The following is a 26702-nucleotide window of genomic DNA, read 5'->3' on the forward strand; positions in this document are numbered from 1 at the left end:
TTTCTGATGCAGGGGTAGGGGAGCGTTCTCTAGTAGATACGAGCTTGACCGGAAGGACAGGTGATGGACTAGAGAAGTGAGTATGTTGGTATAAGTAACGAAAAAATAGGTGAGATTCCTGTTCGCCGTAAGTCTAAGGTTTCCGTGAGATCGGTTCATCCACTCAGGGTTAGTCGATACCTAAGCCGAGGCCAGTTGGAGTAGGCGATGGACAACAGGTTAATATTCCTGTACCACTTATAAGCGTTTGAGTGAAGGGGTGACGCAGTAGGGTAGGTTAACTTGGACTTTGGATTGCCAAGCTAAGCGTAAAGATGAGCATTATAGGAAAATCCGTAATGCTGCTATCATTGAAACGTTATGGGCATGTATATTTCTTGTAGATATATGTGTTTGATTGATCCCACACTGACCAGAAAAACCTCTAGCGAGCTCTATGAGTGATCGTACCGCAAACCGACACAGGTAGACGGGCTGAGAATGCTCAGGCGTTGAGATAACCATCATTAAGGAACTCGGCAAAATGACCCCGTAACTTCGGGAGAAGGGGTGCCTGCGATGTCGTTAAAAAGCATTGTCAGGTTACAACAAAGAGGCCCAACCGACTGTTTAACAAAAACACAGGGCTCTGCTAACTCGTAAGAGGATGTATAGAGTCTGACGCCTGCCCAGTGCTGGAAGGTTAATAGGAGAGGTTAGCCGCAAGGCGAAGCTTTGAATTGAAGCCCCAGTAAACGGCGGCCGTAACTATAACGGTCCTAAGGTAGCGAAGTCCCTTGTCGGGTAAGTTCCGACCTGCATGAATGGCGTAACGAGTTGGGCGCTGTCTTAATGATGGACTCAGTGAATTTGTAGTGCCGGTGAAAATGCCGGCTTCCCGCAACTGGACGGAAAGACCCCGTGCACCTTTACTGCAACTTGACATTGATTTTCGGATTGGTATGTGTAGGATAGGTGGGAGGCTTTGATGTTGAAGCGCTAGCTTCAGCGGAGCCATCCTTGAAATACCACCCTTATCCGTTTGAAGATCTAACTTCGACCCGTGATCCGGGCGAAGGACCGTGTCTGGTGGGCAGTTTGACTGGGGTGGTCGCCTCCCAAATCGTAACGGAGGCATACAAAGGTTCCCTCAAGACGAATAGAAATCGTCGGTAGAGCGTAAAGGCAGAAGGGAGCTTAACTGCGAGACATACAGGTCGAGCAGATGCGAAAGCAGGTCTTAGTGATCCAGTGGTTCCGAATGGAAGGGCCATTGCTAAATGGATAAAAGGTACGCCGGGGATAACAGGCTGATCTCCTCTGAGAGTCCATATCGACGAGGAGGTTTGGCACCTCGATGTCGGCTCATCGCATCCTGGGGCTGGAGAAGGTCCCAAGGGTTTGGCTGTTCGCCAATTAAAGCGGTACGTGAGCTGGGTTCAGAACGTCGCAAGACAGTTCGGTCCTTATCCGTTGTGGGCGTAGGGTATTTGAGAGGGCTTGTTCCTAGTACGAGAGGACCGGAATGAGTTAGCCTCTGGTGTTCCAGTTGTTCACCACGAGCAAGCTGGGTAGCTAAGCTGATTAGAGATAACCGCTGAAAGCATCTAAGTGGGAAACTCGCCTCAAGATAAGATACCCCGTATAACGCAAGTTATACATTAAGATCCCTCGAAGACTACGAGGTTGATAGGCTGGGTGTGTAAGCACAGTAATGTGTTCAGCTAACCAGTACTAATAGATCGAATGTTTTAAATCACATTAAAACTTCAATAATTTGAGAAACTAAAAAATATTAAACTTGATATTATACTACAGATATTTCAACCGCAAGGTTAGATTTTGATTTATCATAAAAGATTCCCTGGTGGGTATAGTTGCAAGGTCACACCCGTTACCATTCCGAATACGGAAGTTAAGCTTGCAACGCTGATGATACTTGGCTGGTTACGGCCTGGGAAAGTAAGTACTGCCAGGGTTAAATATTAAAGCTCCAGTGAAAACTGGGGCTTTTCTTATGCTTAAAAAGATCAAACTCTTGCGCATAAAGTGCCTATGTTTTATAGTTGCTGTTATATAATTAACAGCTTAGACTATTAAGGGCAACAATATGAGTACAGTAGTACGTAAGTCTCTTTGGCAAAGCATAACAGTTGCTCTCTGTTTTTTTACTTTTTCTGTATCTCTTCTTTCTCAACCAAACCCATTGTATGTCAACTGTATTAAACAGCTTGTAGATAAATATACCCGCCCTTTTACTGTTTTAGAGTTAGGTTTTACGAGTACTGAGTATGCGTTTGATATAGCGTCAACTGTCACTAATGTATCTTGTATTAGTATTATTTTTAAGGATGCTCGATCGAGCTTGGTAGCAGCTTCTGCTAAGAGGTTAAATAATATTGTAGTTTTAAACCCTGCTGTTGCGAGCATTGAAGATCTTACAACTTTAGGCCGTTGCGAGCATTTTGATATTGTTATAATAAAAGAGCTTTCTACTCTAGTTAAATTATGTGGTCTTCGGGTTATAACAGCTCTTTGTAATTTGGGTGATTTTATTATTTTTGAATTGCCTAAAAATGGTACTCAACTGTTAAAAAAAATAGACTCAAGCAAAATTACTGTCTATAATTCTTGTGAAGGTGATATTGCGGTATGCACTATGCATAAACAATCGCTTGATATAGCTCGTTGGACTCAAAATTTACCTGTTTCTTCTACGCCTAGATATATTATTAAAAGTGAATTTAACCAAAAGTTATTTTATAAAGACTCTGCTGCAAAACCCACTAATTGGATTAGAGGAATTAACCTAGTTACTTTTGTTATGCTAAAAGGAATATATCCATCTGATGATACTATTAGACAACAGCTAACAGCTCTTGCTTCCACTTTTCCTGAATATAATGATGGTGTTATTGGCAATATGATTATCGATGGTGCATCACTTAAATTGATAGATTTTGATGATAAACGTCGTAAATCTAATATGAAGAAGTGTATAAATAAAGCTTTAAGGTTATTTAATAATGATAAAACGCGCCTAGTAGATCCAAAAAAGCGTATAAAAGAATATTATCGCAGTTTATAATTTATTAAATTTAAAACTAAATTCAGTCTTATCTATTATTTTTTAGAACTTTATTAGCAATTAGATATAAGAAAAGATAAAAAAAATCAAATATTTTATTTCAAAACTGTAAATTTTTGGTATACTGGTATTAAGACATCATTATATAGTTATTTACTTTTTCCTTTTAAAGGCTTTTTTTATGATACAATTACGTGCTATTTCCTTATCCTTTAACGCCCAGACCATATTCGATTCTATTTCATGTTACTTTAAAAGTGATCAGCGTATCGGAGTGGTAGGGCGTAATGGTACGGGTAAATCAACATTACTTAAAATTATTGCAGGGCAGCTTAAAGCTGACAGTGGTCAAGTGAGTATAGAAAAATATTCTAAAATTGCTTATATGCCTCAAGAGGTAGTACTCACATCAGATAAATCGGTATACGATGAAGCTTTTACCGTATTTGAAGAGTTTAATGCATTAGAAAAAGAGCGTATAGAGCTAGAAGTTATTTTAGCTACTCCTGAATGCACAGAGCACACTGTTGAACGGTATGCTCTTTTACAAGAGAAGTTGCTTTTGTTTGATAAACAAGCAGCCGAGAAAAAAACAGAGCAGCTGTTAACCGGGCTTGGTTTTAGTCGCGCAATGTTTGAGCAACCAGTGCAACATTTAAGTGTTGGTTGGAAGATGCGTCTTGTACTTGCTCAGCTATTGCTACAAGAAGCTGATTTTTATCTTTTTGACGAACCTACTAACCATTTGGACCTTGTTACTCAGCAGTGGTTTTTTGAATTTTTAGCTCAGTCTCGTTTTGGCTTTCTTTTAGTTTCTCATGATAGATATTATTTAGAAGAAGCGTGTGATAATATTTTAGAACTAGAGCGTGGTAACGCAAACTTATTTAATGGTAATTTTAGCTATTATTTAAATCAAAAAGAGCAGCAAAGAGCTGTTACTCAGTCAGCTTATGAACGTCAACAAAAAGAAATTACTCGTAAGCAAGAGACTATAGAGCGTTTTAGAGCATCAGCTACAAAGGCTAAAATGGCTCAAAGTATGATGAAGCAACTTGATAAAGTTGAACGTATTGAGATAGAGCCTCTTATGCCTACAATCAGACTTTCGTTTCCTCAGGCTGACCGCTCTGGAGCCATGGTACTTACTTTAAAAGAAGTTAAACATTCTTTTGATGAAAAACTGCTTTTTGAGCGTGTTACTGCTAATATTCAGCGTGGTGAAAAAGTAGCACTTATAGCGCCTAACGGTACTGGTAAAACTACTTTATTTAATGTTATAGCGGGTAAATATGGCCTTCAACAAGGAAATATTAGCTTTGGTACAAATGTGCAGCATGCAATATTTGAGCAAGATCAATTACAAGTTCTTAAGCCAAACAATACAATATATCAAGAGGTACTTGATGCTTGTCCTTTGGTAACTGAAGCAGCTATTAGAACATTTTTAGGTTCATTTTTGTTTAGTGGCGACGACATTTATAAAAAAATTAAAGTGCTTAGTGGTGGTGAGAGAAATAGAGTTGCTATGGTTAAAGTGCTTCTTCAGAAAGCTAACTTTTTGCTTCTTGATGAACCTACCAACCATTTAGACTTATATGCAAAAGAAGTGCTGTTACAAGCGCTACAGCAATATAATGGTACTATACTTTTAGTATCACATGATCATGATTTTATAAACAAGTTAGCTACACATATTTTGGAGCTTACTCCTACAGGTCTTCATAGTTATGCCGGTACTTATGATGAATATAGAGAGCGAGCGGCACAACAAAGTAGCGAAAAAGACCAACCGACTAATGAGCTTACAAGTAACGGTAAAAGTTCAAGTAAACCTACTATAGGTATAACTGGTGAAGCTCATTTACGCAAAGAACTTTCTATTGTTGAACGCAAAATAGCTCAGTTTGAAAAAGAGAGCATGAAAATAAACGAGCTGTTCTGTGAGTATGAGTATGGTACTCCTGACTATAATAAAGCGGTAACTAAGCTAGAAGCCGTTCAACAAAGTTTAAAGGAATCTATGGTACAATGGGAACAGATAACAAAGCAGCTTGGAAACTAATTAGTCTTATAGCGTGCCCTGCTTATTTTAGTGTAAGCAGGGCTTTCTTTTTAGCTTAAGTAATCTTCATCAAGTATAAAATATCTAAAAGCATAAGCAGCAAGCACGCCACCCAAAAGAGCGCCGCCAACATACATGCCTAAATCTTGCCACACTAGAGGAATGCGTTGAGTAAGGCCAAAAAGTACTGAACCAAGCGCTATAGCAGGATTAAAAAGACCTCCCGATACAGGGCTACCAAGAGCAGCAAGTGCTGGAATAGTAAAACCTATTGCAAAACCAAATATATGATTAAGGCGGAACTTGTCCCAAGTAGCTACTACTAATACAACTAATGCTAATACAAAGGCTAACAGCGTTTCCATAATAAAGGCTTGTAAAAAAGTAACTCCTAGTCCTGGTTGAGTAATAGCTATACTATTTTTAAAAAAATAAGTTAATGCAAATGCTACAAAACCACCAAGCACTTGGGCTATCATATAGCCTGGCACAGCATCCCAAGCTAAACGACCACGTAATGCTACTGCTAGTGTAACAGCAGGGTTATAGTGTGCTCCTGATACAGAACCACCTATATATATCCATGCCATAAGCATAGCAGCAATAGCAAAAGGATTGCTGGTCATAGCTATAGTAAATATAAAAAAGAATGTTCCTATAAACTCCATTAATAGTTTTTTCATGATTCTCCTAAAGAAAAAGGGGTTAAAAAAAGCCATTCATACAGTAACTGTAATCCTACGTTGAGTATCTAGTCAAGGGTTATAAAAGCAACTAAAAGCGTCTACAGTTAAATCTAAGTTTTTTGATAAAAGAGTATAAGACCTATAAAGGTTAAAAGACAGGCAACAAAAAAATAAAGTGAAAGTTGTTCTTGTAAAAAGAGCCAGCCATACAGTTGTACAAAAAGAGGCACAGAAAAGCTCGTAAGTGCTATAAAGGTAGCCGTATAGCGCTTTAAAACCGTAGCGTAGAGCGTATAGGATATAACGTTTCCTACAAGTATAGTATACGCTATAAGAGCTACAAAAAAGAAAACTTGTGAGTTATTCAAATAAAAAAACTTGTTAAAAAAAGTATATAAAGATAATTCTGAACATACTTTAGAATAATAAAGCCCAGGGTTAAAAAGCTCAGGGCTTTTTTCTAAGCATAAGGAGCTCAGCAACGAAAGCACTCCACTGCCAACCATCGTTATACTATTTATTTGTACAGGTGAAAATATATTGTTTTTAAGTAATCTTTGTACGGTTATCCAGCCGTAACGTCCTATAACTACTGCTCCTAAGGCGGCCAATTCAGGGTACGAAATAAAAGATAAAGCGCGCAACTGCTCTTCAACACAAGTGCGGGATGTTAAGAGTACACAGGCACCTAAAAAGCCAAAAAACATGCCGATAGTTTTCTTTATTGTGAGCTTTTCACGCCATAGTAAGTAAGCATAAAGAGCTGTTACAAAAGGATCTAAAGTGCCAAAAAAAGCCGCTTTAGAAGAAGGAAGCAACTGTAAAGCATACGCTTTAAGCAATGAGGGTGCATAGGTAGTACAAGCAGTAGCTATACACAGTTCAAACCAGTGCTTTTTTAAAACACTACGTGAAACAAGCTGCTTTGAGTATATAAGATAAGAAATAAGTATAAAGCCTGCAAGCAGCATGCGAATGCCTACAAAAAAGAGAGGCGGCAGTATATATAAAATAAGTTTATTAGTAGATATAGCGCTGGCTAGTAGTGCAAATACCCCAAAAAGTTCTAGCATAAATAAAATAAGGCTTTTAAGTAAAAGATACAATAGATATTATTTTTTACTATACCTGTAAATTAGTCTGTTAGCAATACGCTTTTAGGCGCGAGATGCGACAGTAGCTCCTAAGACTGTATTACAATCTACGTAACGCTGCAGAGGCATGCGTAACAAGCTTACGAGTTCACCACTAAATACTGTTCGTTCAAATTCTTGTATCTGAGTGTCTAGGTCGTTATCTTGTTTTAATAAAAGCATATACCGTTCAGCTAATTTCGGATCAGTGAATGTTTGTTGGTCTCTTAAAAGAGCTAAGGCTTTTTGAGCTTGGCTTGTATAGACGTTATTACAATCAGGCATAGGAGCTCTAATGTCGAAATTAACCACTTTACACTCTTGATATCTATTTAAAGGGATACGCAAAAGAGTACTTATTTGAGAAGTAAAAGCGGTACGCTCCAAAGCACGAATTTCTAACTCAAGATCAATCTGCTCTTTAAGTATAAGCATATACTGTTTAGCTTGTTCTAGGTTAAGGCGATAATATGAACCGCGCAAGCTTTCTAAAGAACGATTCATAACCGTAGTATACACAGTGCTACAGGGTTGAGCCAGTGTTTGAAACAAGCTCATGGCCAATACAGTAAAAAAAATAAGGTTTTTCATATAAAGCTACTCTAAGTAAAATATTTTTTAATAATTATTAGCAATTAATTAAAAGTATACGTTATTATAAAGTATGAGATCAAGAGTTAGTTACGCTCTTGATCTTGCTATTTAGTTACGTTTTAAAAGATAGTTTATAAAACAAGTCATAAATATAAGTGCCAAGATAGTTACACTTACGCTTGTGAATGCGCCAGGATAAGCTTGAACATATAATTGCACTACAAGATTGGTTATCATGAGTGTTACTGTAGCAATAGGTATAAGCAATGGGTCATACTGTATAAAATTTCTATACAGTAGCTGCACGCTAAGAGCGAGTAAAATAAAACACACTATCCCTGACGCTAGGGAAATATCAGTATTACTTGGCATAAGAATACCTGTGGCCAGCAACCATAACAGCACACAAACACTCTTATGCGTGGTTATACGTGCGTAAAGAGAGAGTGAAAGTAAGGCAAAAATACGGTTGCTGTATAAAAATATAAAAGTAGCAGTGGATGTAAGCCATGGATATACACTGCTTGCACCTTCAAAACAAGGCCATAGTGGATGAGTAGTTAAAAAGAGTTTTTGAAATAAGGCAGCAAGAAGACTCATAAAACAACCTATACTTACTCCTAATAAAATTCTCGTAAGCCATGAGGCTTTAAATCTTTCAAAAGAATACGAAAACACTACACCAGATAAGATATAAGTGAATACTATTTGCATAAGTAGTTGAACGCAATAAGAGGTAAAATAAAGGCTCAACTGGGCAGAAATAGACTGACTTGTACTTAATGAGGCCCGTATTTCAGGCAATAGTGAAAATGCTTTACCTACTGAAAGAGCGCCAATAATAAGGCTATAAACAAGAGTTTTACGTAACGCAAAAATACCTTTTTGCCACATATGTACTGCCAAACTACCAGAAAGAGCTAGTACAATAAAAAAACATAACAAAGGGATAAATGATAAAGCTGAGTGAACAGGCTCCTCTTTTTTTTGCTGCCTTAGCCATTCTTCTGGTATAAATATAAAGCGTGTACTATCAGTTACTTTATCACCTGACAAAGTTACCGTTATTCGCGCCTGTCCTTGAGTTAATTCGGGCATCTTTTGTGCAAAGGTAAAGCTCCAGTCTTGGCGTTCTGGCTGTTTAGTAGCGTTAGCTGAAATTTCTTCTAGTTCTGTGCTGTTAAGCTTAAAAGTATCTCCAATAAAGCTTAATGCTTTTTCACGCGCCTCGTGCTCAATAAGCGTTTTGCCAGGTGACGTTTCGGGTAATTGATGCTGCAAGCGTGTTATAGTACCTGTAGAATCCACGTATATATTAAACTGCTCAGCTCGTGTGGTAAGATCACCCGCAAAGTGTGCAAAGCGTACATGCCACTGAGGTGTTGGTAGATAAGATCCTAACAGCTTATAGTATAATGCAGAATTTTGTGACCAAATAAAGCGCTCAGCTGCTGTAAGCGTTGGCATAGAGAGAGTTGTTGTTATATACCAATTGGCACTAGGGGTACCTGTATGTTCAAGCAAAGCTTGTTGAGCTGTATGCGTAGCTTTCTGCTTGCTTAGAGTAAGTATTGGCATCGGTGTATAAGTAAATTGAATAAAAGTAAAGCATGCTAAAGATACCATGCCTAAAAAGGCCATTGTATTATAACTACCAGTATTAAGCAGGTAAAACTTTGGTGGAGTATCTTCCAGAGGTCTAGACTTCAGTGGTTGCTCAGTAGTAACTGCCCAAGAGCTATTGTAAGCATCTACCTCAATTTCGTGCCATTTTTTTGCTCTAAACCTATTAAAAAATACTACTAACAGAGGAATAGTTATACCAATTAGTACGACCATTTTTTGAAATAGCATACCTGGGGCAGTCGATACAAACAAGGGCAATGCAAATAAGAGAGCATCATAAACTGTGTGAGCAATAATACCGGGTAGTAAACCAAAAGCTAGGTAAAGACCACCAAATACAAAAGACGGTATAATAAGCTCTATAACACGCACATAAGCAGGTTGTGTAGCATAATTAGCATGAGCAGCACCAAATATAACTGCTTGAAGTAAAAAACCACTTATGATACCCAAGTTACGAGAGCCTAATTTTTTACCGATTAAAGCACTTAAAGCAAGAGGTAGTGCTCTAAATAAGCACTCTTCCCAAAAGCCGGCAGTAACTGCACGAGCTAGTACACCTAGGCCTGGTGCATAGGTACTAAGTATATTAGGATCGACCAAAGAAGAAGCGGGACTCCACCAGCCACAAACTTTAGTGCCTATGCTATAAAAGAATACTACGAAAGCTAAATCAAAGCCGATAATTAAATATCCTGCAAGAGTTTTACCAAGTACCGTGTAAGAAGAAGCTATAGATTTGTCCCACATACGCCATAGTTGTATACGAGCGCCAAAAGCTTGGCGCGTAAGCCCTTCAGCAACTATAAAAGTAGTAGAATACAAAAGTATCCACAAAACAAATTGAGCTGCCAATTGCATACTATACTGGAGCCAAAAAACTTTAACAGAAAGTGCTGTGTCATAACAAAACCATAAAAAAGAAACTTGATTGAGCGCTACTAAAAGTTGGCATACAGCAATAAATATACCCATATATAATGCTGGTTTTGGCCAGAGAGCGCGTTTGCGTAGGAGAAAAAGCATACCCAAAAAGCAGCCACCAAAAAAATACAGAACATATAAGGCCGTTTGTGCAAATGATGCTATAGTTTCGTTGGCTGCACGCATTTCCTGATACGACCGAGAAAAAAACTCGGGAATATCTATAAAGTGATTAAGAGTTGTCACTTTATTACCAGTAATACTTACTGTTATTCTAAAATGAGCGTCCTTTAATTGTTTATCTGTTCTTTGATAAACAAGAGTGTAATCTCTACGACCATTTGTCCGATTTTCATGAGAAGACTCAATGAGCTTGTAGAGGTCTAACTGTATACCCCACTGACGCATAAACTGTGCAGCTTTTTCTTGAGCTTGTTCAGGTGAAAGCTGCTCTCCCGGTTGGCTTTCAGCTATAATCTCACTAAAACCATATGGTTGCCCCGTAGGAGAGAACATAAAAGTAGCTTCGTTTTGAACTCCCTCTTTAAAATGGCGTACTTGCCATTTATACGGATAGTAGATACCTTCTTTTAAAAGTTGTTGAAAAGCAGCATTGCCACCTGCATGAAGCTCAATGTAGTTCTGAATGTGCTCGTCATTATTAAAATAAGCTACTTGTTGAGCATCCGCAGGTCCAAGGTTATAAATGTTTGCTATACTACGTGCTTGTTCTAATGCTTGCTGTCTGTTCATGGTAATAGTTATATCAAGCAAAGGCATTGCTTGAGGAAAATAAACAATACTAGCAACTGTTGCAGCAGCAGATGCTAAACCAAAAACAGCCCAAAAGAGCCGAGACCTAAAAAAAGAACGCGATGTTTGCATAAAAAAGTCCTAAAATAATAAAAAAAATTAGTATCCTCAATTTCCCATATACGTATAAATAGTATACTATTAATTAAGAATATAATTACTTTTTTATATAAGAGGTTAACAAAGAGCTATGATACATGAACACGTACTAATTGAACAATCTCCTGCTCTGTCAGGTACAGTGCCGTTGGTTGGTGCTAAAAATGCAGTGCTTGTTAGCATGGCGTCACTTATACTTACAGCTGGACTATCAAAACTTACTAATGTTCCTTTTTCAAATGATGTTGAACAAATGATTCAACTTTTAAGGGACTTAGGAGCAAGTATTTTGGTGGATTATGCAAATAACAGCTTAGAAATAGATACCACTGATTTGTGCCATTGGCGTGTAAATGTTGAAATAATGAAAAAAATGCGTGCTTCTATTTTGGTAATGGGGCCATTACTTGCTCGGTTTGGCAAAGCTGATATAGCTCTTCCAGGTGGTTGTTTAATAGGTGCTCGGCCTATAGATTTTCATCTTAAAGCATTTGCAAAAATGGGTGTTACTATAGAAACTTCAGGTGAGTATTTAACCAGTAGAGTAACAGATCTTAAGGCGCAGCGCTTTGTACTTGAGTATCCAAGTGTAGGTGCAACTGAAAACATTATGATGGCTGCAACCCGTGCTATTGGTACAACACATATACTTAATGCTGCATTAGAACCAGAAGTATTTGATCTTATTGAGATTTTACAAAAGATGGGAGCTTCTATTGCTGTTGAAGCACCAGCAACAATTGTTATTCAAGGTGTAAAAGAGTTGCGACCTCTAGAGCATAAAGTAATGTACGATCGTCTTGAAGCTGGATCTTTGTTGCTTGCAGCTGCTATAACAGGTGGAGAAATTATTATACCAGAAGCTCCTACTGACTACATGGACGTGTTTTTGGTTAAGCTCCAAGAAATGGGACATGAAATTAATAAAACCGCAGATGGTAAAGGGTTGCATTTTAAGGCTACCAAATACCCTCAAGCAGTTTCTTTTAAGACCATGCCTTATCCAGGTTTTCCTACTGATTTACAAGCGCCTATGACTGCTGCTTTATGTTTAGCATCAGGTACCAGTATTGTTCATGAGACGGTTTTTGAAAATAGATTACTGCATGTGCGTGAGCTACAAAAGATGGGTGCTCAAATTTCTATTGATAATAATACCGCTACTATTAAAGGGGTTGAACAGCTGTATGGTGCTCAAGTAATAGCTACTGATATTCGTGCCTCATGCGCTTTAGTACTTGCAGGTTTAGCTGCAACTGGTCAAACTACGATGACTGGTGTACATCATTTAAAAAGAGGGTATCAAGGCTTTGCTGAAAAAATTGCTGCTTTAGGGGGTAAAGTAGCGATTAAATCGTCTTAACTCGTTTTAATAACTTGCGCTGAGCTCGGTCAATTCACGGGTAATAGTTGCTTGACGTGTCTTGTTATATTCAAGTTTCATAGCAACAATAAGCTTTTCTGCATTGCGAGTGGCTGAATCCATTGATAAAAAACGGGCAGCTTGCTCTGAAAGCAGTGATTCAAAAAGAAGCTCTTGTAATGATATGCTCAGCGTAAGCCTTTCAATAAGAGTATTAAGTTGCTCAGCTGATTCTTCAATAAGATAGTCTTGAGAGGGCTCTTGTGCAGATTGAGATACAAGCGTTTTTTCATCCAGTGGTAGGATTTCTGCTTTTTGAGGCTTTTGAACAAAAAATGTTCTTGGGTAATTGCTATAGACAGTAACTGAGCTATAGGCTGAGTTTTTAGATATAATTTCAGTTATCGCATTAGCAATAGCTACAAAGTTATTTGAGCTAAAAGTACTATAGCTTGCAACTAGCGGTAGAACAAGGCTTTTTAGATGATCAGTTGCATAACGACCAACGCTTATAAAATCGTAAGAGTCAGTAAATTGTGTTAACTGTATATCAAAAAATTTAAAAAGATGGGTGTTAAAAGTACCACATAATCCTTTTTGTGAGCTTACCAGTATAACAAGGTGCCTTTGTGGCAAAGCAGAATCTTGGGTGGTATTTGTTGCAGGTAAATGCTTAATTTTTTGCCAAAGATTTTGAAAAGCATTTTTATAAGCTAGTAGATGAACTTTTTTGTGTCGTAAACGTGAATGCGTAGACATAGAAATAAGCCGCATAGCCTGAGTTATTTTTTTTGTAGTTTCTACAGCTTTAATACGTTGTCGCATCTGAATAAGTTGTGCCATGCTCAAAACCCTAATAATAGCGCACTAAGAAATAGTAGTATACACTGTAGTTTACGCACTCTTGTGCTATTTTGCAACAAGCTCTACAGGAATGTTAGATGATAATTGTAATTGATGGCTATAACTTACTTAAACAATTAATCAAAACCGATTATGCTACGCAAATGCAGCGGCAATGGTTTATTACCTCTATGAGTCACTATGGTCATGCTCGAAAGCATACGCTTATTATAGTGTTTGATGGTGGCCAATACAAATGGCCTACCTGGGTTAAAAAAGGACAAGTGTCTGTTGTATACTCAGGAGTGCAGACAAGTGCTGATGATTATATTAAAGAATATATTGAGCAAAACAGCCAACGAGGACTATTAATAGTTTCGTCTGATAGGGCAGTAACTAATTTTGCTTTCCGCTTTACGGTACCCTCAATAGATGCCCTTGCTTTTTTTGCGCTTGTACAAGAAAGAATGCAAACTCCTGTTGTGCATCAGGCTACTACTAAGGCTACAGCTTATAAAACAAGTAGTGACGCAACAGCTAATCCTGAGCTTGATGCTCTTATGCAAAGTACTGATACTCGGGCTATTTATAAAGAAGATACACACGCTGAAGGCAAGACAAGAGCTCAAAAAAAAGATTCTAAAGAAGAAAAACAGTTATTTAAAGTGCTTAAAAAAATTTAATAACAAAAAGTTGGGTATACTATGAAAACTATAATTTATTCTCTTGATACGCTCGATGCAGTAGTTGAAGAAATATATAGCTTATTAAATACCAGTTCAGTTTTTACGTTCTCAGGTAATTTAGGTGCTGGTAAAACTACGTTTATAAAGCGATTGCTTTTAAGATGTCAGGTTGAAGGTCTAGTAACGAGTCCTACTTTTACCTATGTTGTTAACTATACCAATAAACAAGGGCAAAGTTTTTACCATTATGACTTGTATAGAATAAATCAGCAGGCAGAATTTCTAAGAGCAGGTCTTGATGAATTTTTATATGTACCTCATAGTTGGTCATTTATAGAATGGCCTGAAATAATTATGCCGCTACTTACTCAAAAAGCTTGTTATATAACTCTTGAATATCATGGTGAACATGAGAGAATGTTACGCTATAGTTTTTCAACAGATATAAATAATATATAAGAAGAACATTCAAGAGAAATAGTTGCATTAATCCTAAAAAATATTAAACTATATTTATACACATAAAAATAACGGCGAGATTCCCGAGCGGCCAAAGGGGACGGACTGTAAATCCGTTGGCAATGCCTTCGTAGGTTCGAATCCTACTCTCGCCACCACAAAAACTTATTTGCTATAACAAATAAGTTGTGGTAGAGTGTAAAAGTATACTAGCTAAATGCTAGCGGGAATAGCTCAATTGGTAGAGTGGCAGCCTTCCAAGCTGTAGGTTGCGGGTTCGAGTCCCGTTTCCCGCTCCAAATAGATGTGCTGGCGTAGCTCAGCTGGTAGAGCAACTGATTTGTAATCAGTAGGTCGCTGGTTCAAATCCAGTCGCCAGCTCCAGAAATTAAGCAAATTGTTTTTTGCTTAATTTTAGGCTATAATTATATATAGCTTTGCAGTGGGACACACTGTTTGTTGAGGGAACTGGAACTAGCCCGATGAAACAAAAACTACTTATACTCTAAGTAGATGTCAAAGTCAGTAGATTATGCCATGTTGCCCACGTAGCTCAGTTGGTTAGAGCACTTCCTTGGTAAGGGAGAGGTCACCGGTTCAAATCCGGTTGTGGGCTCCAGTAAGGCTTTCATTATTATCATTGTTGTTAAAACGTAGGTTGTTATGGCAAAAAATAGAGTAACGACTCATTTGGCATGTGAAACCTGTAAAGAAAGAAACTATACACAGGTTCTGGCTAAAAAGCGTACAGTTGGCTCATTAAAACTAGCTAAATATTGTTCGCGCTGTCGTAAGCATCATATGCACAAAGAGACAAAATAAGGTGAAGGCCAGTAGCTCTAACGGCAGAGCGGCAGACTCCAAATCTGCGGGTTGGGGGTTCGAATCCCTCCTGGCCTGCCAAGTATCCCAGCATTTTAAAAAAAGGTTACGTTTCAGTACGTGGGTGGTGCAATGAATCAAATTTCGCAGTTTCTAAAAGAAGTAAAAGTTGAATTGTCGCGTGTTGAATGGCCGAAATTAGACGAATGGGTAGGAGCTACTGCGGTAACTCTTATTTTAGTTGTCTTTTTTGCTATTTTTTTAGGTCTTGTCGATAGAGTAAACAGCTGGCTTATTTTTAATAAGATTTTTAGCTACACACAAAGGTAAGAGCCGATATTAAGGCTGATCACACATGAAAAGATGGTATGTTGTCCAGTTATATGCTGGATATGAAAATATAGTAAAAGCTGACTTGCTTAAGCGCATTGAAGAAAAAGCGCTCCAAGAATTCTTTGGTGAAGTGTTAATTCCTTCAGCAAAAATGAAACAGTTCTTTAACGCAAGCGACTCGCTACAAGACCAGCAACTTTTTCCTGGCTACATGCTTATACAAATGGAAGCAACTCCAGAAGCAATACGGTTAGTAACTACTACGCCCCGTATATCGCGCTTTTTAGGAGGAAGGGATCCTGTTCCTTTATCAACCAAAGAAATAGATCGAGTTCTAGCTCAAATACGCGGAGAAATGGTCGTATCAGGCGAGAAGCATCAGTTTGAAGTTGGTAAAGAAGTAGAAATTAAAGAAGGTCCTTTTGCGAGCTTTGTAGGAATTATAGAATCGATATATGAAGAAAGCGAAAAGCTTACTGTTATGGTAAGTATTTTCGGCAGAATGACACCGGTTGAATTAACATTTGATCAAGTTAAACGCTAAACAGTTAGGGTGACTATGAGCAAAGAGATAAAAGCGAAGATTCGCTTATTGATACCGGGAGGCGCGGCGACGCCGGCACCACCAGTGGGTGCTGCCTTAGGGCAACAAGGGGTAAATATAATGGAATTTTGTAAGCAGTTTAATGCTAAAACTGCTGATAAAAAAGGCCAAACTATTCCTGTTCTCATAACGGTTTACAGAGATAAAAAATTTGACTTTGTAATAAAGACGCCGCCTACTTCCGAGTTGATCAAAAAAAAGATAAACATCACAAAAGGTGTTTCTAAACATAAGTCTGAAAAAGCTGGAACTATCTCGATGAAAGAAATCGAAGAGATAGCAAAAGTGAAAATGGCAGACCTTAATGCCCTTGATATCGAGCAAGCAAAAAAGATTATTGCTGGAAGTGCTCGAAGCATGGGCGTTGAAGTAACGGAGTAAAAGGGCGCATCTTTATGTCAAAACATGGTAAAAAATATTTAGAAGCTAAAAAACAGGTTGCACCTGATAAAGTATTTCAGCTTCTAGATGGTATCAAAAAAGTTAAAGAATTAGCACATGCCCGCTTTGATGAATCGGTTGACGTTAACATTAACGTCGGCATTGATCCATCAAAAGGAGACCAAGTTGTGCGTGGTTCTGTCTTGTTACCTCACGGTACAGGTAAAGTAGTTAAAATTGCAGTATTTGCAAAAGGTGACTACGCAGAGGCTGCACAAAAAGCAGGAGCAGATTACGTTGGTGCTGAAGATCTTATTGAAAAGATTGAAGGTGGCTGGCTTGATTTTAACTACGCTGTTGCTACTCCAGACTTAATGGGACTTGTAGGAAAAGTAGCTAAAATTCTTGGGCCTCGTGGGCTATTACCAAATAAAAAGACCGGTACCGTGTCATTTGATACAGCAGCAGTTGTAACAGATCTTAAAAAAGGTCGTCTTTTCTTTAAAAACGACAAAAACGGTATAGTTCATTTTTCTTTTGGTCGCGTGTCATTTGAACCTCAAAAGCTTTACGATAATCTTGTAACTTTTGCGCGTGCTCTTGCATCGTCTAAGCCTGCTTCATCTAAGGGTAAGTTCATCAGAAAGATGACTATATCATCAACCATGGGTGTTGGTATCCCAGTTAACCAAGACGAACTCTCTTGATTGAAAAGGTATATACATGAATCGCCAAGATAAACAGTTAGCAATTAAATCAATAAAAGATGACTTTAAAAATAGCCAAGCTTCGTTTCTTATTGGTGTACAGGGATTGACTGTTGAAGCTGTTCAAGGTCTTCGTAAAGGTCTTCATAGCAAAGGTGCGCAACTTAAAGTGTCTAAAAATACACTTCTTAAACTTGCCATCAGTGAAATGGAAGGTCTGACCAGTTTAGCTCCTCATTTTAAAGATCAAATAGCTATTGTATTTGCACGTGACGAAAGTCCTGCTATTGCACAGCTTATTTATACCGCAGCAAAAGCTAATACAAAATTAACTATTGTTGCTGGATCTTTAAATGACAAAGTCATAGACAAGTCACAGATTGAGTTTCTTGCAACTCTACCAAGTAGAGAAGTATTACTTGCTCAAGTGTGCGGTACCTTAAAGGCTCCAATTTCAGGTTATGTAAGCATATTAAATCAGCTTATTTTAAGACTTTTATGGGTGCTTACAAAAGCAGCCGAAAAACAACAGTAATTTATAAGTAAAAATAATTTAAAGCGTAATAGCGCATGGAGAATGCAATGGCATCCAGAGAACAATTAATAAATGACATTGGTAATATGACCGTTCTTGAGCTTGCAGAACTTGTAAAAGCTCTTGAAGAAAAGTTTGGTGTTTCAGCTGCTATGCCTATGGCTGCTGCAGCTGCTCCATCAGCAGGTGCTGATGCAGGCGCTAAAAAAGATGAAGAAAAGTCTGAGTATAAAGTAGAATTAATCGCTGATGAAAACTCTGATAAAATCAAAATTATCAAAGCGCTTCGTCAAGTAACTACTTTAGGTCTTACTGAAGCTAAAAAAGCAGTTGAAGATTCTATTGGATCTTCAACAGTGCTTGCAGAAGCAGCATCTAAAGATGATGCTAAAAAAATGAAAGAAACACTTGAAGCCGCTGGTGCTAAAGTAAAGCTTTCCTAAGATTTTTTATTGTGCCCAACCTGTGTTTTTACGCAGGTTGGGATTTCCGCTAGTAATTTTCTTAAAGCAAAATATAAAGAGTTTAAATACATCACTATTCTTTTTGTTATACAAGGAGCAGCTTAATGTCTAGCCTCCGCACGGGCAAGGAACTTATCCGTAGATCTTTTGGTAAGATCAAGGATATCGTTCCCGTTCCTAATTTAATAGAAATTCAATCACGGTCTTTTAACGAGTTCGCTCAATTAGACTTTTTGCCTACAGAGCGTCAGTTAATTGGGTTAGAAAAAGTATTTAAGGATATCTTTCCTATAGAATATAATGATAAGATGTCACTTGAGTATGTAAGCTATGAGTTGGGTAATTGGGCGTGTACTTGTGGTAAATTAACAGGTATTACCAATCGCTATACATGGAGCTGCTCTTCGTGTAAAAAGTCTGATTGTTCACGCTTAAATCATGATTTAGAGTGTTCATTTTGTCATAAATCTACCGCACGTTATAAAACGTGTTCTAACTGCTTAGCACGAGTAACCGTTCAGGTTGCTATGAGCGTTGACGAGTCACGTTCAAGTGGTCAGACTTTTGGCATGCCTCTTAAAGTAAAAATGCAGCTTATCACTTGGGATGCTGATGAAGAAAATAATAAAGTCTTGCGCGATATAAAAGAGCAAGATATTTTCTTTGCAGATGTTCCTGTTATGGCTGACCTATACGAAGATAATGGCCAGTTTAAATTAGGTAATTTAGGAACTTTTTTAATTAACGGTGTAGATCGTGTAATTGTAAGTCAGTTACATAGATCTCCTGGTGTAGTTTTTTCTCAAAGTAAGAAAATTAAAGATGTGCGTGGTAAACCGTACTATTTAGCACGTATTATACCAATGCGTGGATCATGGATCGATTTTGAGTTTGATAGCAGTGACTACCTGAACGTACGAATCGATAAAAAGAAAAAGATGCTTGTTACAACGTTTTTACAAGCATTAGGGGTACCAAGGGAACAAATTATACCATTCTTCTATCGTTTTGATAGTATCTGTGTCTCAAAAGGTGAATTTTATCAAAAACTTGATGAATCTCTTTTGGGTACTCGTATTGAGAAAGGTATGCTGCCGTCACTTAAAGATGAAGATGCTCTTGTTGGTAAACGTATTACTAAAGAATTACTTACACGTCTTCAAAAAATGGATGTCGATAGACTTATTTTGCGTAAAAGCACTTTGCTCAACAGAGTATTTGGAAGCGATGTCATAAATAACGATACTGGCGAAGTAATTATTGAACAAGGTGTTACCCTTAACGAAGATAGTTTTGAGTTGCTTAAGAAATTTAATTTCTTACAATTTAACTTAATTGCGTCTTCCGGGTATGTGTTTCAACCTACTATACCTTTAACATTAAGCCAAGACAAGTGTTATTCTGAAGAAGATGCATTACGTGAAGTACACGCCAAGCTGTGGCCTGGTGATACGTCATCATTACGTGAAATTAAACAGCGTTTAGAAGATTTGTTTTTTAATAGCCGTTTATATGATCTAACTAAAGTTGGTCGTATACGTATGAATCGTAAGTTAGATCTTCAGTTAAATGAAAGTATAACAACGTTAACGCTTGAAGATATACTTGCTACTATTAAATATCTAGTGAATTTGCGTGAGCGTGGTGAAGGTGAACTTGATGATATTGATCATTTAGGAAACCGTCGTGTACGCCTTGTAGGTGAACTGCTTAATAACCAAGTATATGTGGGACTTTTAAGAATAGAGCGCATAGTACGAGAGCGTTTTAGAATTCAAGAAACGCATGGTGCTTTAATGCCTCAAGATTTCTTGAACGTCAAACCACTTAATGCGGTACTACGTGAGTTTTTTGGTACAGGTCAGTTATCCCAATTTATGGATCAGACTAATCCTCTAGCTGAAATTGCTCATAAACGTCGTCTTTCTGCTCTCGGGCCCGGTGGTGTTATGAAAGATAGAGCTACCTACGAAATTCGTGATGTTCATACGTCACATTATGGTCGTATATGCCCTATTGAAACACCAGAAGGTCAAACCGTTGGGCTTATTTCATCACTTTCAACGTACGCTATGGTAAACGAGCTTGGGTTTATTGAAACAGCCTATAGACCGGTGACTAATGGTGTAATGAGCGATGAAGTAGCTTTCTTAGACGCTTTTGAAGAAGGTGATAAATATATTGCTCAAGCTGACGCAGTAGACGTAGTTACCAAAAAACTTAAAACTGAACAGGTATTTACGCGTCATGAAGGTAACTTCATGTATGTTGATGCCAATAGAATTAACTATGTAGATCTTTCACCTAAACAACTTGTGTCAGTATCTACAGCACTTATACCGTTTTTAGAGCATGATGATGCCAGCCGTGCATTAATGGGTGCAAACATGCAACGACAAGCAGTACCGCTTATTCGTATGCAACCACCAATTGTAGGTACTGGTATGGAATCAGAAATTGGTCGCTCTTCAGGTGCTACTATTGTTGCTAAACATGCTGGTATAGTTGAATATGTATCATCCGAAAAAATAGTTATTCGGGTTGATGAAAACGAATTTAGAAATGTAGATGATTGGATATCTCAAGGTGTTGATACTTATTATTTACGTAAGTTTCAACGATCAAGCTACAGTACTTGGATTCATCAATCACCTATAGTAAAACCTGGTGATCGCGTTAAAGCTAATGATATTTTAAGTAACGGAACGTCTGTTTATAATGGTGAACTTGCTCTTGGTTCAAACTTGCTTGTGGCATTTATGCCTTGGCATGGTTATAACTTTGAAGATGCTATTATTCTAAATAAACGTTTAGTATCTGAAGATGTATTAACATCAGTTCATATTGATGAATACGTTGTAGATGCACGTGATACGAAGCTTGGACCTGAAGAAATTACGCGTGACATACCAAACGTAAGCGAGACTGCTTTAGCCGGCCTTGATGAAGATGGTATTGTGCGTATTGGTACTCGTGTTCGTCCTGGTGATATTTTAGTTGGTAAAGTAACTCTTAAAGGTGATATTCAATATTCACCTGAAGAAAAACTATTACGAGCTATCTTTGGTGAAAAATCACGTGAAGTACGCGATACTTCTTTGAGAGTACCACCAGGCATAGAAGGTACTGTAATCGACGTTAAAATCTTCTCGCGTAGTGGTATGCGTAAAGATAAACGTTACAAAGAAATGGTAGCAGAACAAACAGCTCGTTTAGAAGCTGATTTTGCTATGCATATAAGTTCATTAGAAAAGATGGTTGCTCAAAAAGTAGCACAAGAACTTACTGGTAAAGAAGCAGTAACTAAAAGCTCTAAAGCGCTTATGACCGGTGATGTTTTTGATGCAGATAAACTTTCTACAGTGCCATTAGAACAACTTATAGGATTACGTACTACTCATAAAGAGACCAACGAAAAAGTTGATTATCTTAAAGGGTCATTAGAAAACCAGATTCGTATTTTAAACGGTCTTAAAGAAGAACGTATTAATAGACTTAAAAAAGGTGATCCACTACCATCTGGCGTTATTAAAATGGTTAAAATTTATATAGCCATGAAACGTCCTGTATCGGTTGGTGATAAAGTTGCCGGTCGTCATGGAAATAAAGGTGTGGTATCTATTATTGTACCTCGTGAAGATATGCCTTATTTAGATGATGGCACACCGGTTGATATAATTTTAAACCCTGTGGGTGTACCTTCCCGTATGAACGTAGGTCAAATTCTTGAAACTATTCTAGGATATAGTGGCAAGCAACTTGGTAAACGTATTGGTGAAGCTCTTAAAACTCAAGGGTATAACGAAGTTAAAAAACAGCTTATAAGCTATTACAGTGAAGAACTGGTTTCTACGTATGAATCTCAGTATGGTGAAGAAGGTGTTCTTGAACTTGGGCGTAAAACTGCTGAATTTGGTGTATTTTATAAAACACCAGTGTTTGATGGCGGCAACCTAAAAGACGACATTGAACCGTTGCTTAAAGAGATTAACGTTAAAGAAAACGGTACCTTTAAAATTCGTGATGGACGAACAGGTGATTATTTTGATCAACCAGTGACAGTTGGGTGCATTTATATAATGAAACTAAACCATATGGTTGATGATAAGTTACATGCTCGATCTGTTGGGCCATACTCACTTGTTACTCAGCAGCCGCTGGGTGGTAAAGCACAGTTAGGTGGTCAAAGATTTGGTGAAATGGAAGTATGGGCTCTTGAAGCTCATGGTGCCGCGTATGCTTTACAAGAAATGCTTACTTATAAGTCTGATGACGTAAGTGGTAGACATAAAGTGTATGAAGCATTAGTACGCAACGAAGATATCCCTGAACCAGGTCTTCCAGAATCATTTAACGTATTAATCAAAGAGCTTCAAAGTTTAGCTCTGCGGATAGATTTATTTAAGAGCGGTAAGGAGGAAGTCAGTGACTAATCGACTACTTGAGCGCTTTCGCGAGTATATAAATGCTACGCAGTTTAATGCTCTTAAGATTGGACTTGCGTCTCCTGAAAAGATACATTCTCTTTCGTATGGAGAAGTTAAGAAGATCGAGACTATTAACTATCGTACACTAAAACCAGAACGTGACGGTTTATTCTGTGCTCGTATATTCGGGCCGGTTAAAGACTGGGAATGTAACTGTGGTAAATATAAACGTATGAAACACAGGGGTATAACCTGTGAAAAATGCGGAGTTGAAGTAATTCAAGCACGAGTAAGACGTGAAAGAATGGGCCACATTGAGTTGGTGGCCCCCGTATGTCATATTTGGTACCTTAAAGGTATTCCAAGTTATCTTGGTCTTATTATGGATATGGCTATAAAAGATCTTGAACGAGTTATCTATTTTGATGCTTATTTAGTTATAAAACAAGGTAAATCACCGTATCCACGTAAAACATTATTAAGTGCTGTAGACTATGATTACTATACTGAAACACACCCAGAAGATGCAGAATTTTTTGCAGAAACTGGTGCTGAAGCAGTAAAGCAAGCGTTAAGCTTACTTGATCTACACGAAGAGGTAAAGCGCCTTCAAGAAGAATATGAGAAGATAACTTCTGTTGCTGCACGCCACAAATTAATGCGTCGTATCAAAGTGCTTTCCAGCTTAATACAAGGAAATTTGCGTCCTGAATGGATGATAATGACTGTACTTCCAGTATTACCACCAGACTTGCGTCCATTGGTACCTTTGGAAGGTGGCCGTTTTGCAAGTTCAGATCTTAATGAACTTTATAGACGGGTACTTAACAGAAATATTCGTTTGCAAAGATTGATAGAAATTGAAGCTCCTTCAGTTATTATCAAAAACGAAAAACGTATGTTACAAGAATCTGTTGATGCTCTTATTGATAACGGTCGTCGAGGGCAGCCTGTGCGCGGTCCAAATCGTAGACCACTTAAATCATTAAGTGAAATGCTTCGTGGTAAACAAGGTCGTTTCAGACAAAACTTGCTTGGTAAACGTGTAGATTATTCCGGTCGATCAGTAATTGTGGTTGATCCTGAACTTAAGATGGATCAATGTGGTCTACCTAAAATTATGGCACTTGAATTATTTAAGTCACATGTATATGCAGGTTTATTAGAGCGTGAATTAGCGCCTAATTTACGTGTTGCAAAACGCATGGTAGAAGAATCATTGCCAGAGGTGTGGGACGTGCTTGAGCAAGTGGTTAAAGGGTACCCAGTACTTCTTAACCGTGCACCAACACTTCACAGATTAGGTATACAAGCATTTTATCCAATGCTGGTTGATGGTAAAGCTATTAAGATTCATCCACTGGTATGTGCTGCTTATAACGCTGACTTTGATGGTGACCAGATGGCTGTTCATATACCGTTAAGTAGTCTAGCTAAAGCAGAGTGTGAAAATCTTGTATTGTCTACCAAAAATATATTGTCTGCTGCTAACGGGCGACCAGTAACGGTTCCAAGTCAGGACATGGTTCTTGGGCTCCATTATATAACTAAAGTGCGTTGTAACGCTCTTGGTGAAGGTATAGTATTTAGTAACACTCAAGAAGTGGTAACTGCGTATCAATTTGGCAAAGCTGACATGCACGCACGTATTAAAGTGCGTTTAGAAGGCTCTAGAATAGTAGATACTACCGTAGGCCGCGTTATCTTATACGAAGCTATACCCCAAGGATCAGAATTTGATTGGGTCAATAAAATTATGACCCGTGCTGATCTTACGCGTCTTGTTGAACGTGTCTATGTTCGTTTTGGTAGTGATGCAACAGTTAAGTGTTTAGATAATATTAAAAAACTTGGATTCTACAACTCTACTAAAGCAGGTATTTCTATTGCTATTAGTGATCTTGTTGTTCCTGAGAAAAAAGATACTATTATTGCTAAAGCTGAAATTGAAGTACAAAAAATCGAACAACTCTATATGGACGGTATCATCACTAATGGTGAACGTTACAATAAAGTATTAAGTCTTTGGTTCCAAGCTGCACTTGATGTTGCTGGACAAATGACTAAAGAGTTTGAAGTACAAGATCAGCTTGCTTTTGTTAACAGTCAAAAAGACTTTCAGCCGTTTAATCCTTTGTTTATGATGTTAGAGTCCGGAGCAAAAGGATCTAAAGAGCAAATTAAACAGCTTGTAGGTATGCGTGGTTTGATGGCTAAACCATCAGGTGAAATTATGGAAACACCCGTTAAAACCAACTTCAAACAAGGTCTGAGCGTATTTGAATACTTTATTTCTACTCATGGTGCTCGTAAAGGTCAAGCCGATACAGCGCTTAAAACAGCAAACTCAGGGTATTTAACTCGTCGTCTTGTAGATGTAGCTCAAGATGTTGTTATTTCTCTGGCTGACTGTAAAACGCTTGGCTACATTGAGATAGAAGATCTTAAAGAATCTGGTGATACACTGTACGCATTGCCACAACGTGTGTATGGCCGTGTTGCAGCTCTTGATCTTAAAGATCCTGTTACAGGTACGTTATTGCTTAAACAAGGTGATATAGTAAGGCGTTCAGATTTAGAAAAAATAAACGATTCAGCCGTTTCACGTATTGCTATCCGCTCTGCATTGACTTGTCAGGCAAAGCGAGGTATCTGTGCTAAGTGTTATGGTATTGATTTGTCTAAAGGTGAACTTGCAGATAATGGTACTACAGTAGGTATTATTGCAGCACAGTCTATTGGTGAACCTGGTACTCAGTTAACTATGAGAACTTTCCACGTTGGGGGTACTGCGAGTTTATCTGATCAATCATCATATAGTGCTAAATATAATGGTATAGTGCAATTGCGTGGTATGAGAACAGCTGTTAACCGCGAAAATCAGACAATAATTATGAGCCGTAAAGCGCGCTTATTAATTATGTCACCTGATGGCCGTGAACTTCAACGCAACGACATTGAGTATGGTGCGCTTTTATTAGTAAACGATGGTCAAGAAGTTACCATAGGTACTAAACTTGCCAATTGGGATGCTAACAATAAAGTATTGTTAACAGAATATGCCGGACGAGCACGCTATATCGATTTACTAGAAAACGTTACTGTTCAAGACAGATTTGATGAAGCAACCAATCGTTCAAGTAAAGTAGTACTTGATCATAAGGGCGATAAATATCAGCCGGCTATTAGTATTATCGATGAACATGATGAAGAGATAGCCCAATACTATGTGCCAACAGGCGCTTACTTAACCGTAGGCGACAACCAAGTGGTAAAAGTTGGTGACATATTGGTTAAAACTCCACGTGAAGCATCTAAAACTAAAGATATTACCGGAGGTTTACCTCGTATTGCAGAATTATTTGAAGCACGTATGCCAAAAGATCCTGCTATTATTGCAGATATTGATGGTGAAATAGTGTTTGGTGGTCTGCATAGAGGACTTCGTAAAGTCAGCGTTGTTAGTGGTGATGATTCTTATGATTACTTTATCCCTCGTAATAAGCAGCTTAACGTTGCTAACGGAGACAGAGTAACTGCTGGTGATCCACTAACTTCTGGAACTCCTGTATTACATGACATTTTACGTATACTTGGGCCAGAAACATTGCAGCGCTATTTAGTAAACCAAATTCAACAAATTTATCGTTTACAAGGTGTTGACATTAACGATAGGCACATAGAACTTATTGTAAGACAAATGCTTCGTAAAATGCGTATTGTTGAACCAGGCGATACTGAATTCTTGATTGGTGATCGTGTAGATCGTATTCACTTTAGAACAGTAAACGCTGCTCTACAAGCTGAAGGTAAACGTGTAGCAGTAGCTAAACCAGTACTTATGGGTATTACATTATCATCCCTAGGCACTGAAAGCTTTATTTCTGCAGCATCTTTCCAAGAAACTACACGTATTTTAGCTGAAGCAGCTATATCCGGTCAAGTAGATCACCTTTACGGTTTAAAAGAAAATGTTATTATAGGTAAGTTGATACCTGCAGGAACTGGCATTAAGACGTTCAGAAAAAAGTATATTGATCGTCAAGGCCAAGAAGAGCAGTAAGAGATATT

At 38.0% G+C, this 26702-nt stretch carries 19 protein-coding genes, 5 tRNA genes and 2 rRNA genes (1 of these 26 running past the window's edge); 21 read left to right on the forward strand and 5 right to left on the reverse strand.

The annotated features are described in order from the left end of the window. From H0X48_01600 to H0X48_01615, 4 genes are all read left to right on the forward strand, one after another. Nucleotides 1-1740: ribosomal RNA gene (locus H0X48_01600) — 23S ribosomal RNA — on the forward strand (it extends 1265 nt beyond the left edge of the window). Between the two features lie 102 nt (nucleotides 1741-1842). Next, nucleotides 1843-1957: ribosomal RNA gene (rrf, locus tag H0X48_01605) — 5S ribosomal RNA — on the forward strand. Nucleotides 1958-2089: 132 nt separating this feature from the next. Beyond that, nucleotides 2090-3067, forward strand: coding sequence for a hypothetical protein (locus H0X48_01610; GenBank protein ID MBA3953997.1), 978 nt, complete (start codon nucleotides 2090-2092; stop codon nucleotides 3065-3067). Between the two features lie 181 nt (nucleotides 3068-3248). Continuing rightward, nucleotides 3249-5132, forward strand: coding sequence for an ABC-F family ATP-binding cassette domain-containing protein (locus H0X48_01615; protein MBA3953998.1), 1884 nt, complete (start codon nucleotides 3249-3251; stop codon nucleotides 5130-5132). A gap of 50 nt (nucleotides 5133-5182) precedes the next feature. Here H0X48_01615 and H0X48_01620 read toward each other — a convergent pair whose 3' ends face one another. From H0X48_01620 to H0X48_01635, 4 genes are all read right to left on the reverse strand, one after another. Continuing rightward, nucleotides 5183-5815, reverse strand: a complete 633-nt coding sequence (locus H0X48_01620; GenBank protein MBA3953999.1) for an aquaporin — start codon at nucleotides 5813-5815, stop codon at nucleotides 5183-5185. Nucleotides 5816-5928: 113 nt separating this feature from the next. Continuing rightward, nucleotides 5929-6891 carry a DMT family transporter gene (locus tag H0X48_01625; GenBank protein ID MBA3954000.1) on the reverse strand — a complete coding sequence of 321 codons (963 nt, stop codon included), beginning with the start codon at nucleotides 6889-6891 and terminating at the stop codon, nucleotides 5929-5931. An 84-nt stretch (nucleotides 6892-6975) separates the two neighbouring features. Further along, nucleotides 6976-7542 (reverse strand): hypothetical protein, encoded by a 567-nt coding sequence (locus H0X48_01630; GenBank protein MBA3954001.1) that lies wholly within the window; start codon nucleotides 7540-7542, stop codon nucleotides 6976-6978. Nucleotides 7543-7653: 111 nt separating this feature from the next. After that, entirely contained in the window at nucleotides 7654-10980 is a 3327-nt protein-coding gene (locus H0X48_01635) for a CPBP family intramembrane metalloprotease (protein MBA3954002.1), read from the reverse strand. Nucleotides 10981-11098: 118 nt separating this feature from the next. Between H0X48_01635 and murA the strand changes: the two genes are divergently transcribed. Continuing rightward, the gene (gene murA / locus H0X48_01640) at nucleotides 11099-12370 is read left to right on the forward strand and encodes a UDP-N-acetylglucosamine 1-carboxyvinyltransferase (GenBank protein ID MBA3954003.1); all 1272 of its coding nucleotides are present in this window, start codon (nucleotides 11099-11101) and stop codon (nucleotides 12368-12370) included. A gap of 6 nt (nucleotides 12371-12376) precedes the next feature. On the opposite strand, the gene H0X48_01645 is transcribed toward murA, so the two are convergent. Next, nucleotides 12377-13213 carry a F0F1 ATP synthase subunit gamma gene (locus H0X48_01645; protein MBA3954004.1) on the reverse strand — a complete coding sequence of 279 codons (837 nt, stop codon included), beginning with the start codon at nucleotides 13211-13213 and terminating at the stop codon, nucleotides 12377-12379. Between the two features lie 98 nt (nucleotides 13214-13311). Between H0X48_01645 and H0X48_01650 the strand changes: the two genes are divergently transcribed. The 16 genes from H0X48_01650 to rpoC all read left to right on the forward strand — a co-directional run bounded on the left by H0X48_01650 (nucleotide 13312) and on the right by rpoC (nucleotide 26694). Next, nucleotides 13312-13896, forward strand: a complete 585-nt coding sequence (locus H0X48_01650) for an NYN domain-containing protein (GenBank protein ID MBA3954005.1) — start codon at nucleotides 13312-13314, stop codon at nucleotides 13894-13896. 21 nt (nucleotides 13897-13917) lie between these two features. Further along, on the forward strand, nucleotides 13918-14358 hold the full coding sequence (tsaE, locus tag H0X48_01655) for a tRNA (adenosine(37)-N6)-threonylcarbamoyltransferase complex ATPase subunit type 1 TsaE (protein MBA3954006.1): 441 nt from the start codon (nucleotides 13918-13920) through the stop codon (nucleotides 14356-14358). A 73-nt stretch (nucleotides 14359-14431) separates the two neighbouring features. After that, a tRNA-Tyr gene (locus H0X48_01660) sits at nucleotides 14432-14516 on the forward strand. Nucleotides 14517-14581: 65 nt separating this feature from the next. After that, nucleotides 14582-14657: transfer RNA gene (locus H0X48_01665), tRNA-Gly, on the forward strand. 9 nt (nucleotides 14658-14666) lie between these two features. Continuing rightward, a tRNA-Thr gene (locus tag H0X48_01670) sits at nucleotides 14667-14742 on the forward strand. A 158-nt stretch (nucleotides 14743-14900) separates the two neighbouring features. Further along, nucleotides 14901-14977: transfer RNA gene (locus H0X48_01675), tRNA-Thr, on the forward strand. A gap of 44 nt (nucleotides 14978-15021) precedes the next feature. After that, nucleotides 15022-15180, forward strand: coding sequence for a 50S ribosomal protein L33 (gene rpmG, locus H0X48_01680; protein MBA3954007.1), 159 nt, complete (start codon nucleotides 15022-15024; stop codon nucleotides 15178-15180). Nucleotides 15181-15185: 5 nt separating this feature from the next. After that, nucleotides 15186-15261, forward strand: a tRNA-Trp gene (locus H0X48_01685). 51 nt (nucleotides 15262-15312) lie between these two features. Further along, nucleotides 15313-15510: a preprotein translocase subunit SecE gene (gene secE, locus H0X48_01690; protein MBA3954008.1), complete on the forward strand. Its 198-nt coding sequence runs from the start codon at nucleotides 15313-15315 to the stop codon at nucleotides 15508-15510. A 25-nt stretch (nucleotides 15511-15535) separates the two neighbouring features. Continuing rightward, on the forward strand, nucleotides 15536-16057 hold the full coding sequence (gene nusG / locus H0X48_01695; GenBank protein ID MBA3954009.1) for a transcription termination/antitermination factor NusG: 522 nt from the start codon (nucleotides 15536-15538) through the stop codon (nucleotides 16055-16057). Nucleotides 16058-16072: 15 nt separating this feature from the next. Further along, a complete protein-coding gene (rplK, locus tag H0X48_01700) occupies nucleotides 16073-16498 on the forward strand; it encodes a 50S ribosomal protein L11 (protein MBA3954010.1) in 426 nt (141 codons plus the stop codon). A gap of 14 nt (nucleotides 16499-16512) precedes the next feature. After that, nucleotides 16513-17205 carry a 50S ribosomal protein L1 gene (locus tag H0X48_01705; protein MBA3954011.1) on the forward strand — a complete coding sequence of 231 codons (693 nt, stop codon included), beginning with the start codon at nucleotides 16513-16515 and terminating at the stop codon, nucleotides 17203-17205. Nucleotides 17206-17221: 16 nt separating this feature from the next. Then, nucleotides 17222-17740: a 50S ribosomal protein L10 gene (locus H0X48_01710; GenBank protein MBA3954012.1), complete on the forward strand. Its 519-nt coding sequence runs from the start codon at nucleotides 17222-17224 to the stop codon at nucleotides 17738-17740. A 47-nt stretch (nucleotides 17741-17787) separates the two neighbouring features. Continuing rightward, nucleotides 17788-18183 carry a 50S ribosomal protein L7/L12 gene (gene rplL, locus H0X48_01715; protein ID MBA3954013.1) on the forward strand — a complete coding sequence of 132 codons (396 nt, stop codon included), beginning with the start codon at nucleotides 17788-17790 and terminating at the stop codon, nucleotides 18181-18183. Nucleotides 18184-18308: 125 nt separating this feature from the next. After that, nucleotides 18309-22637: a DNA-directed RNA polymerase subunit beta gene (gene rpoB / locus H0X48_01720; GenBank protein ID MBA3954014.1), complete on the forward strand. Its 4329-nt coding sequence runs from the start codon at nucleotides 18309-18311 to the stop codon at nucleotides 22635-22637. Then, entirely contained in the window at nucleotides 22630-26694 is a 4065-nt protein-coding gene (gene rpoC, locus H0X48_01725; protein MBA3954015.1) for a DNA-directed RNA polymerase subunit beta', read from the forward strand. Before rpoB ends, rpoC begins: the two co-directional genes overlap by 8 nt. Nucleotides 26695-26702: the final 8 nt, after the last annotated feature.

The sequence above is a fragment of the Candidatus Dependentiae bacterium genome, from assembly GCA_013821315.1.
In the GTDB taxonomy this organism is placed as follows: domain Bacteria; phylum Babelota; class Babeliae; order Babelales; family Babelaceae; genus JACDHA01.

What these genes read in the sequence shown, in the direction of transcription:
- H0X48_01610 (MBA3953997.1), top strand. Translation starts at nt 2,090, where the DNA reads ATGAGTACAGTAGTACGTAAGTCTCTTTGGCAAAGCATAACAGTTGCT.
- H0X48_01615 (MBA3953998.1), top strand. Translation starts at nt 3,249, where the DNA reads ATGATACAATTACGTGCTATTTCCTTATCCTTTAACGCCCAGACCATA.
- H0X48_01620 (MBA3953999.1), bottom strand. Translation starts at nt 5,815, where the DNA reads ATGAAAAAACTATTAATGGAGTTTATAGGAACATTCTTTTTTATATTT.
- H0X48_01625 (MBA3954000.1), bottom strand. Translation starts at nt 6,891, where the DNA reads ATGCTAGAACTTTTTGGGGTATTTGCACTACTAGCCAGCGCTATATCT.
- H0X48_01630 (MBA3954001.1), bottom strand. Translation starts at nt 7,542, where the DNA reads ATGAAAAACCTTATTTTTTTTACTGTATTGGCCATGAGCTTGTTTCAA.
- H0X48_01635 (MBA3954002.1), bottom strand. Translation starts at nt 10,980, where the DNA reads ATGCAAACATCGCGTTCTTTTTTTAGGTCTCGGCTCTTTTGGGCTGTT.
- murA (MBA3954003.1), top strand. Translation starts at nt 11,099, where the DNA reads ATGATACATGAACACGTACTAATTGAACAATCTCCTGCTCTGTCAGGT.
- H0X48_01645 (MBA3954004.1), bottom strand. Translation starts at nt 13,213, where the DNA reads ATGGCACAACTTATTCAGATGCGACAACGTATTAAAGCTGTAGAAACT.
- H0X48_01650 (MBA3954005.1), top strand. Translation starts at nt 13,312, where the DNA reads ATGATAATTGTAATTGATGGCTATAACTTACTTAAACAATTAATCAAA.
- tsaE (MBA3954006.1), top strand. Translation starts at nt 13,918, where the DNA reads ATGAAAACTATAATTTATTCTCTTGATACGCTCGATGCAGTAGTTGAA.
- rpmG (MBA3954007.1), top strand. Translation starts at nt 15,022, where the DNA reads ATGGCAAAAAATAGAGTAACGACTCATTTGGCATGTGAAACCTGTAAA.
- secE (MBA3954008.1), top strand. Translation starts at nt 15,313, where the DNA reads ATGAATCAAATTTCGCAGTTTCTAAAAGAAGTAAAAGTTGAATTGTCG.
- nusG (MBA3954009.1), top strand. Translation starts at nt 15,536, where the DNA reads ATGAAAAGATGGTATGTTGTCCAGTTATATGCTGGATATGAAAATATA.
- rplK (MBA3954010.1), top strand. Translation starts at nt 16,073, where the DNA reads ATGAGCAAAGAGATAAAAGCGAAGATTCGCTTATTGATACCGGGAGGC.
- H0X48_01705 (MBA3954011.1), top strand. Translation starts at nt 16,513, where the DNA reads ATGTCAAAACATGGTAAAAAATATTTAGAAGCTAAAAAACAGGTTGCA.
- H0X48_01710 (MBA3954012.1), top strand. Translation starts at nt 17,222, where the DNA reads ATGAATCGCCAAGATAAACAGTTAGCAATTAAATCAATAAAAGATGAC.
- rplL (MBA3954013.1), top strand. Translation starts at nt 17,788, where the DNA reads ATGGCATCCAGAGAACAATTAATAAATGACATTGGTAATATGACCGTT.
- rpoB (MBA3954014.1), top strand. Translation starts at nt 18,309, where the DNA reads ATGTCTAGCCTCCGCACGGGCAAGGAACTTATCCGTAGATCTTTTGGT.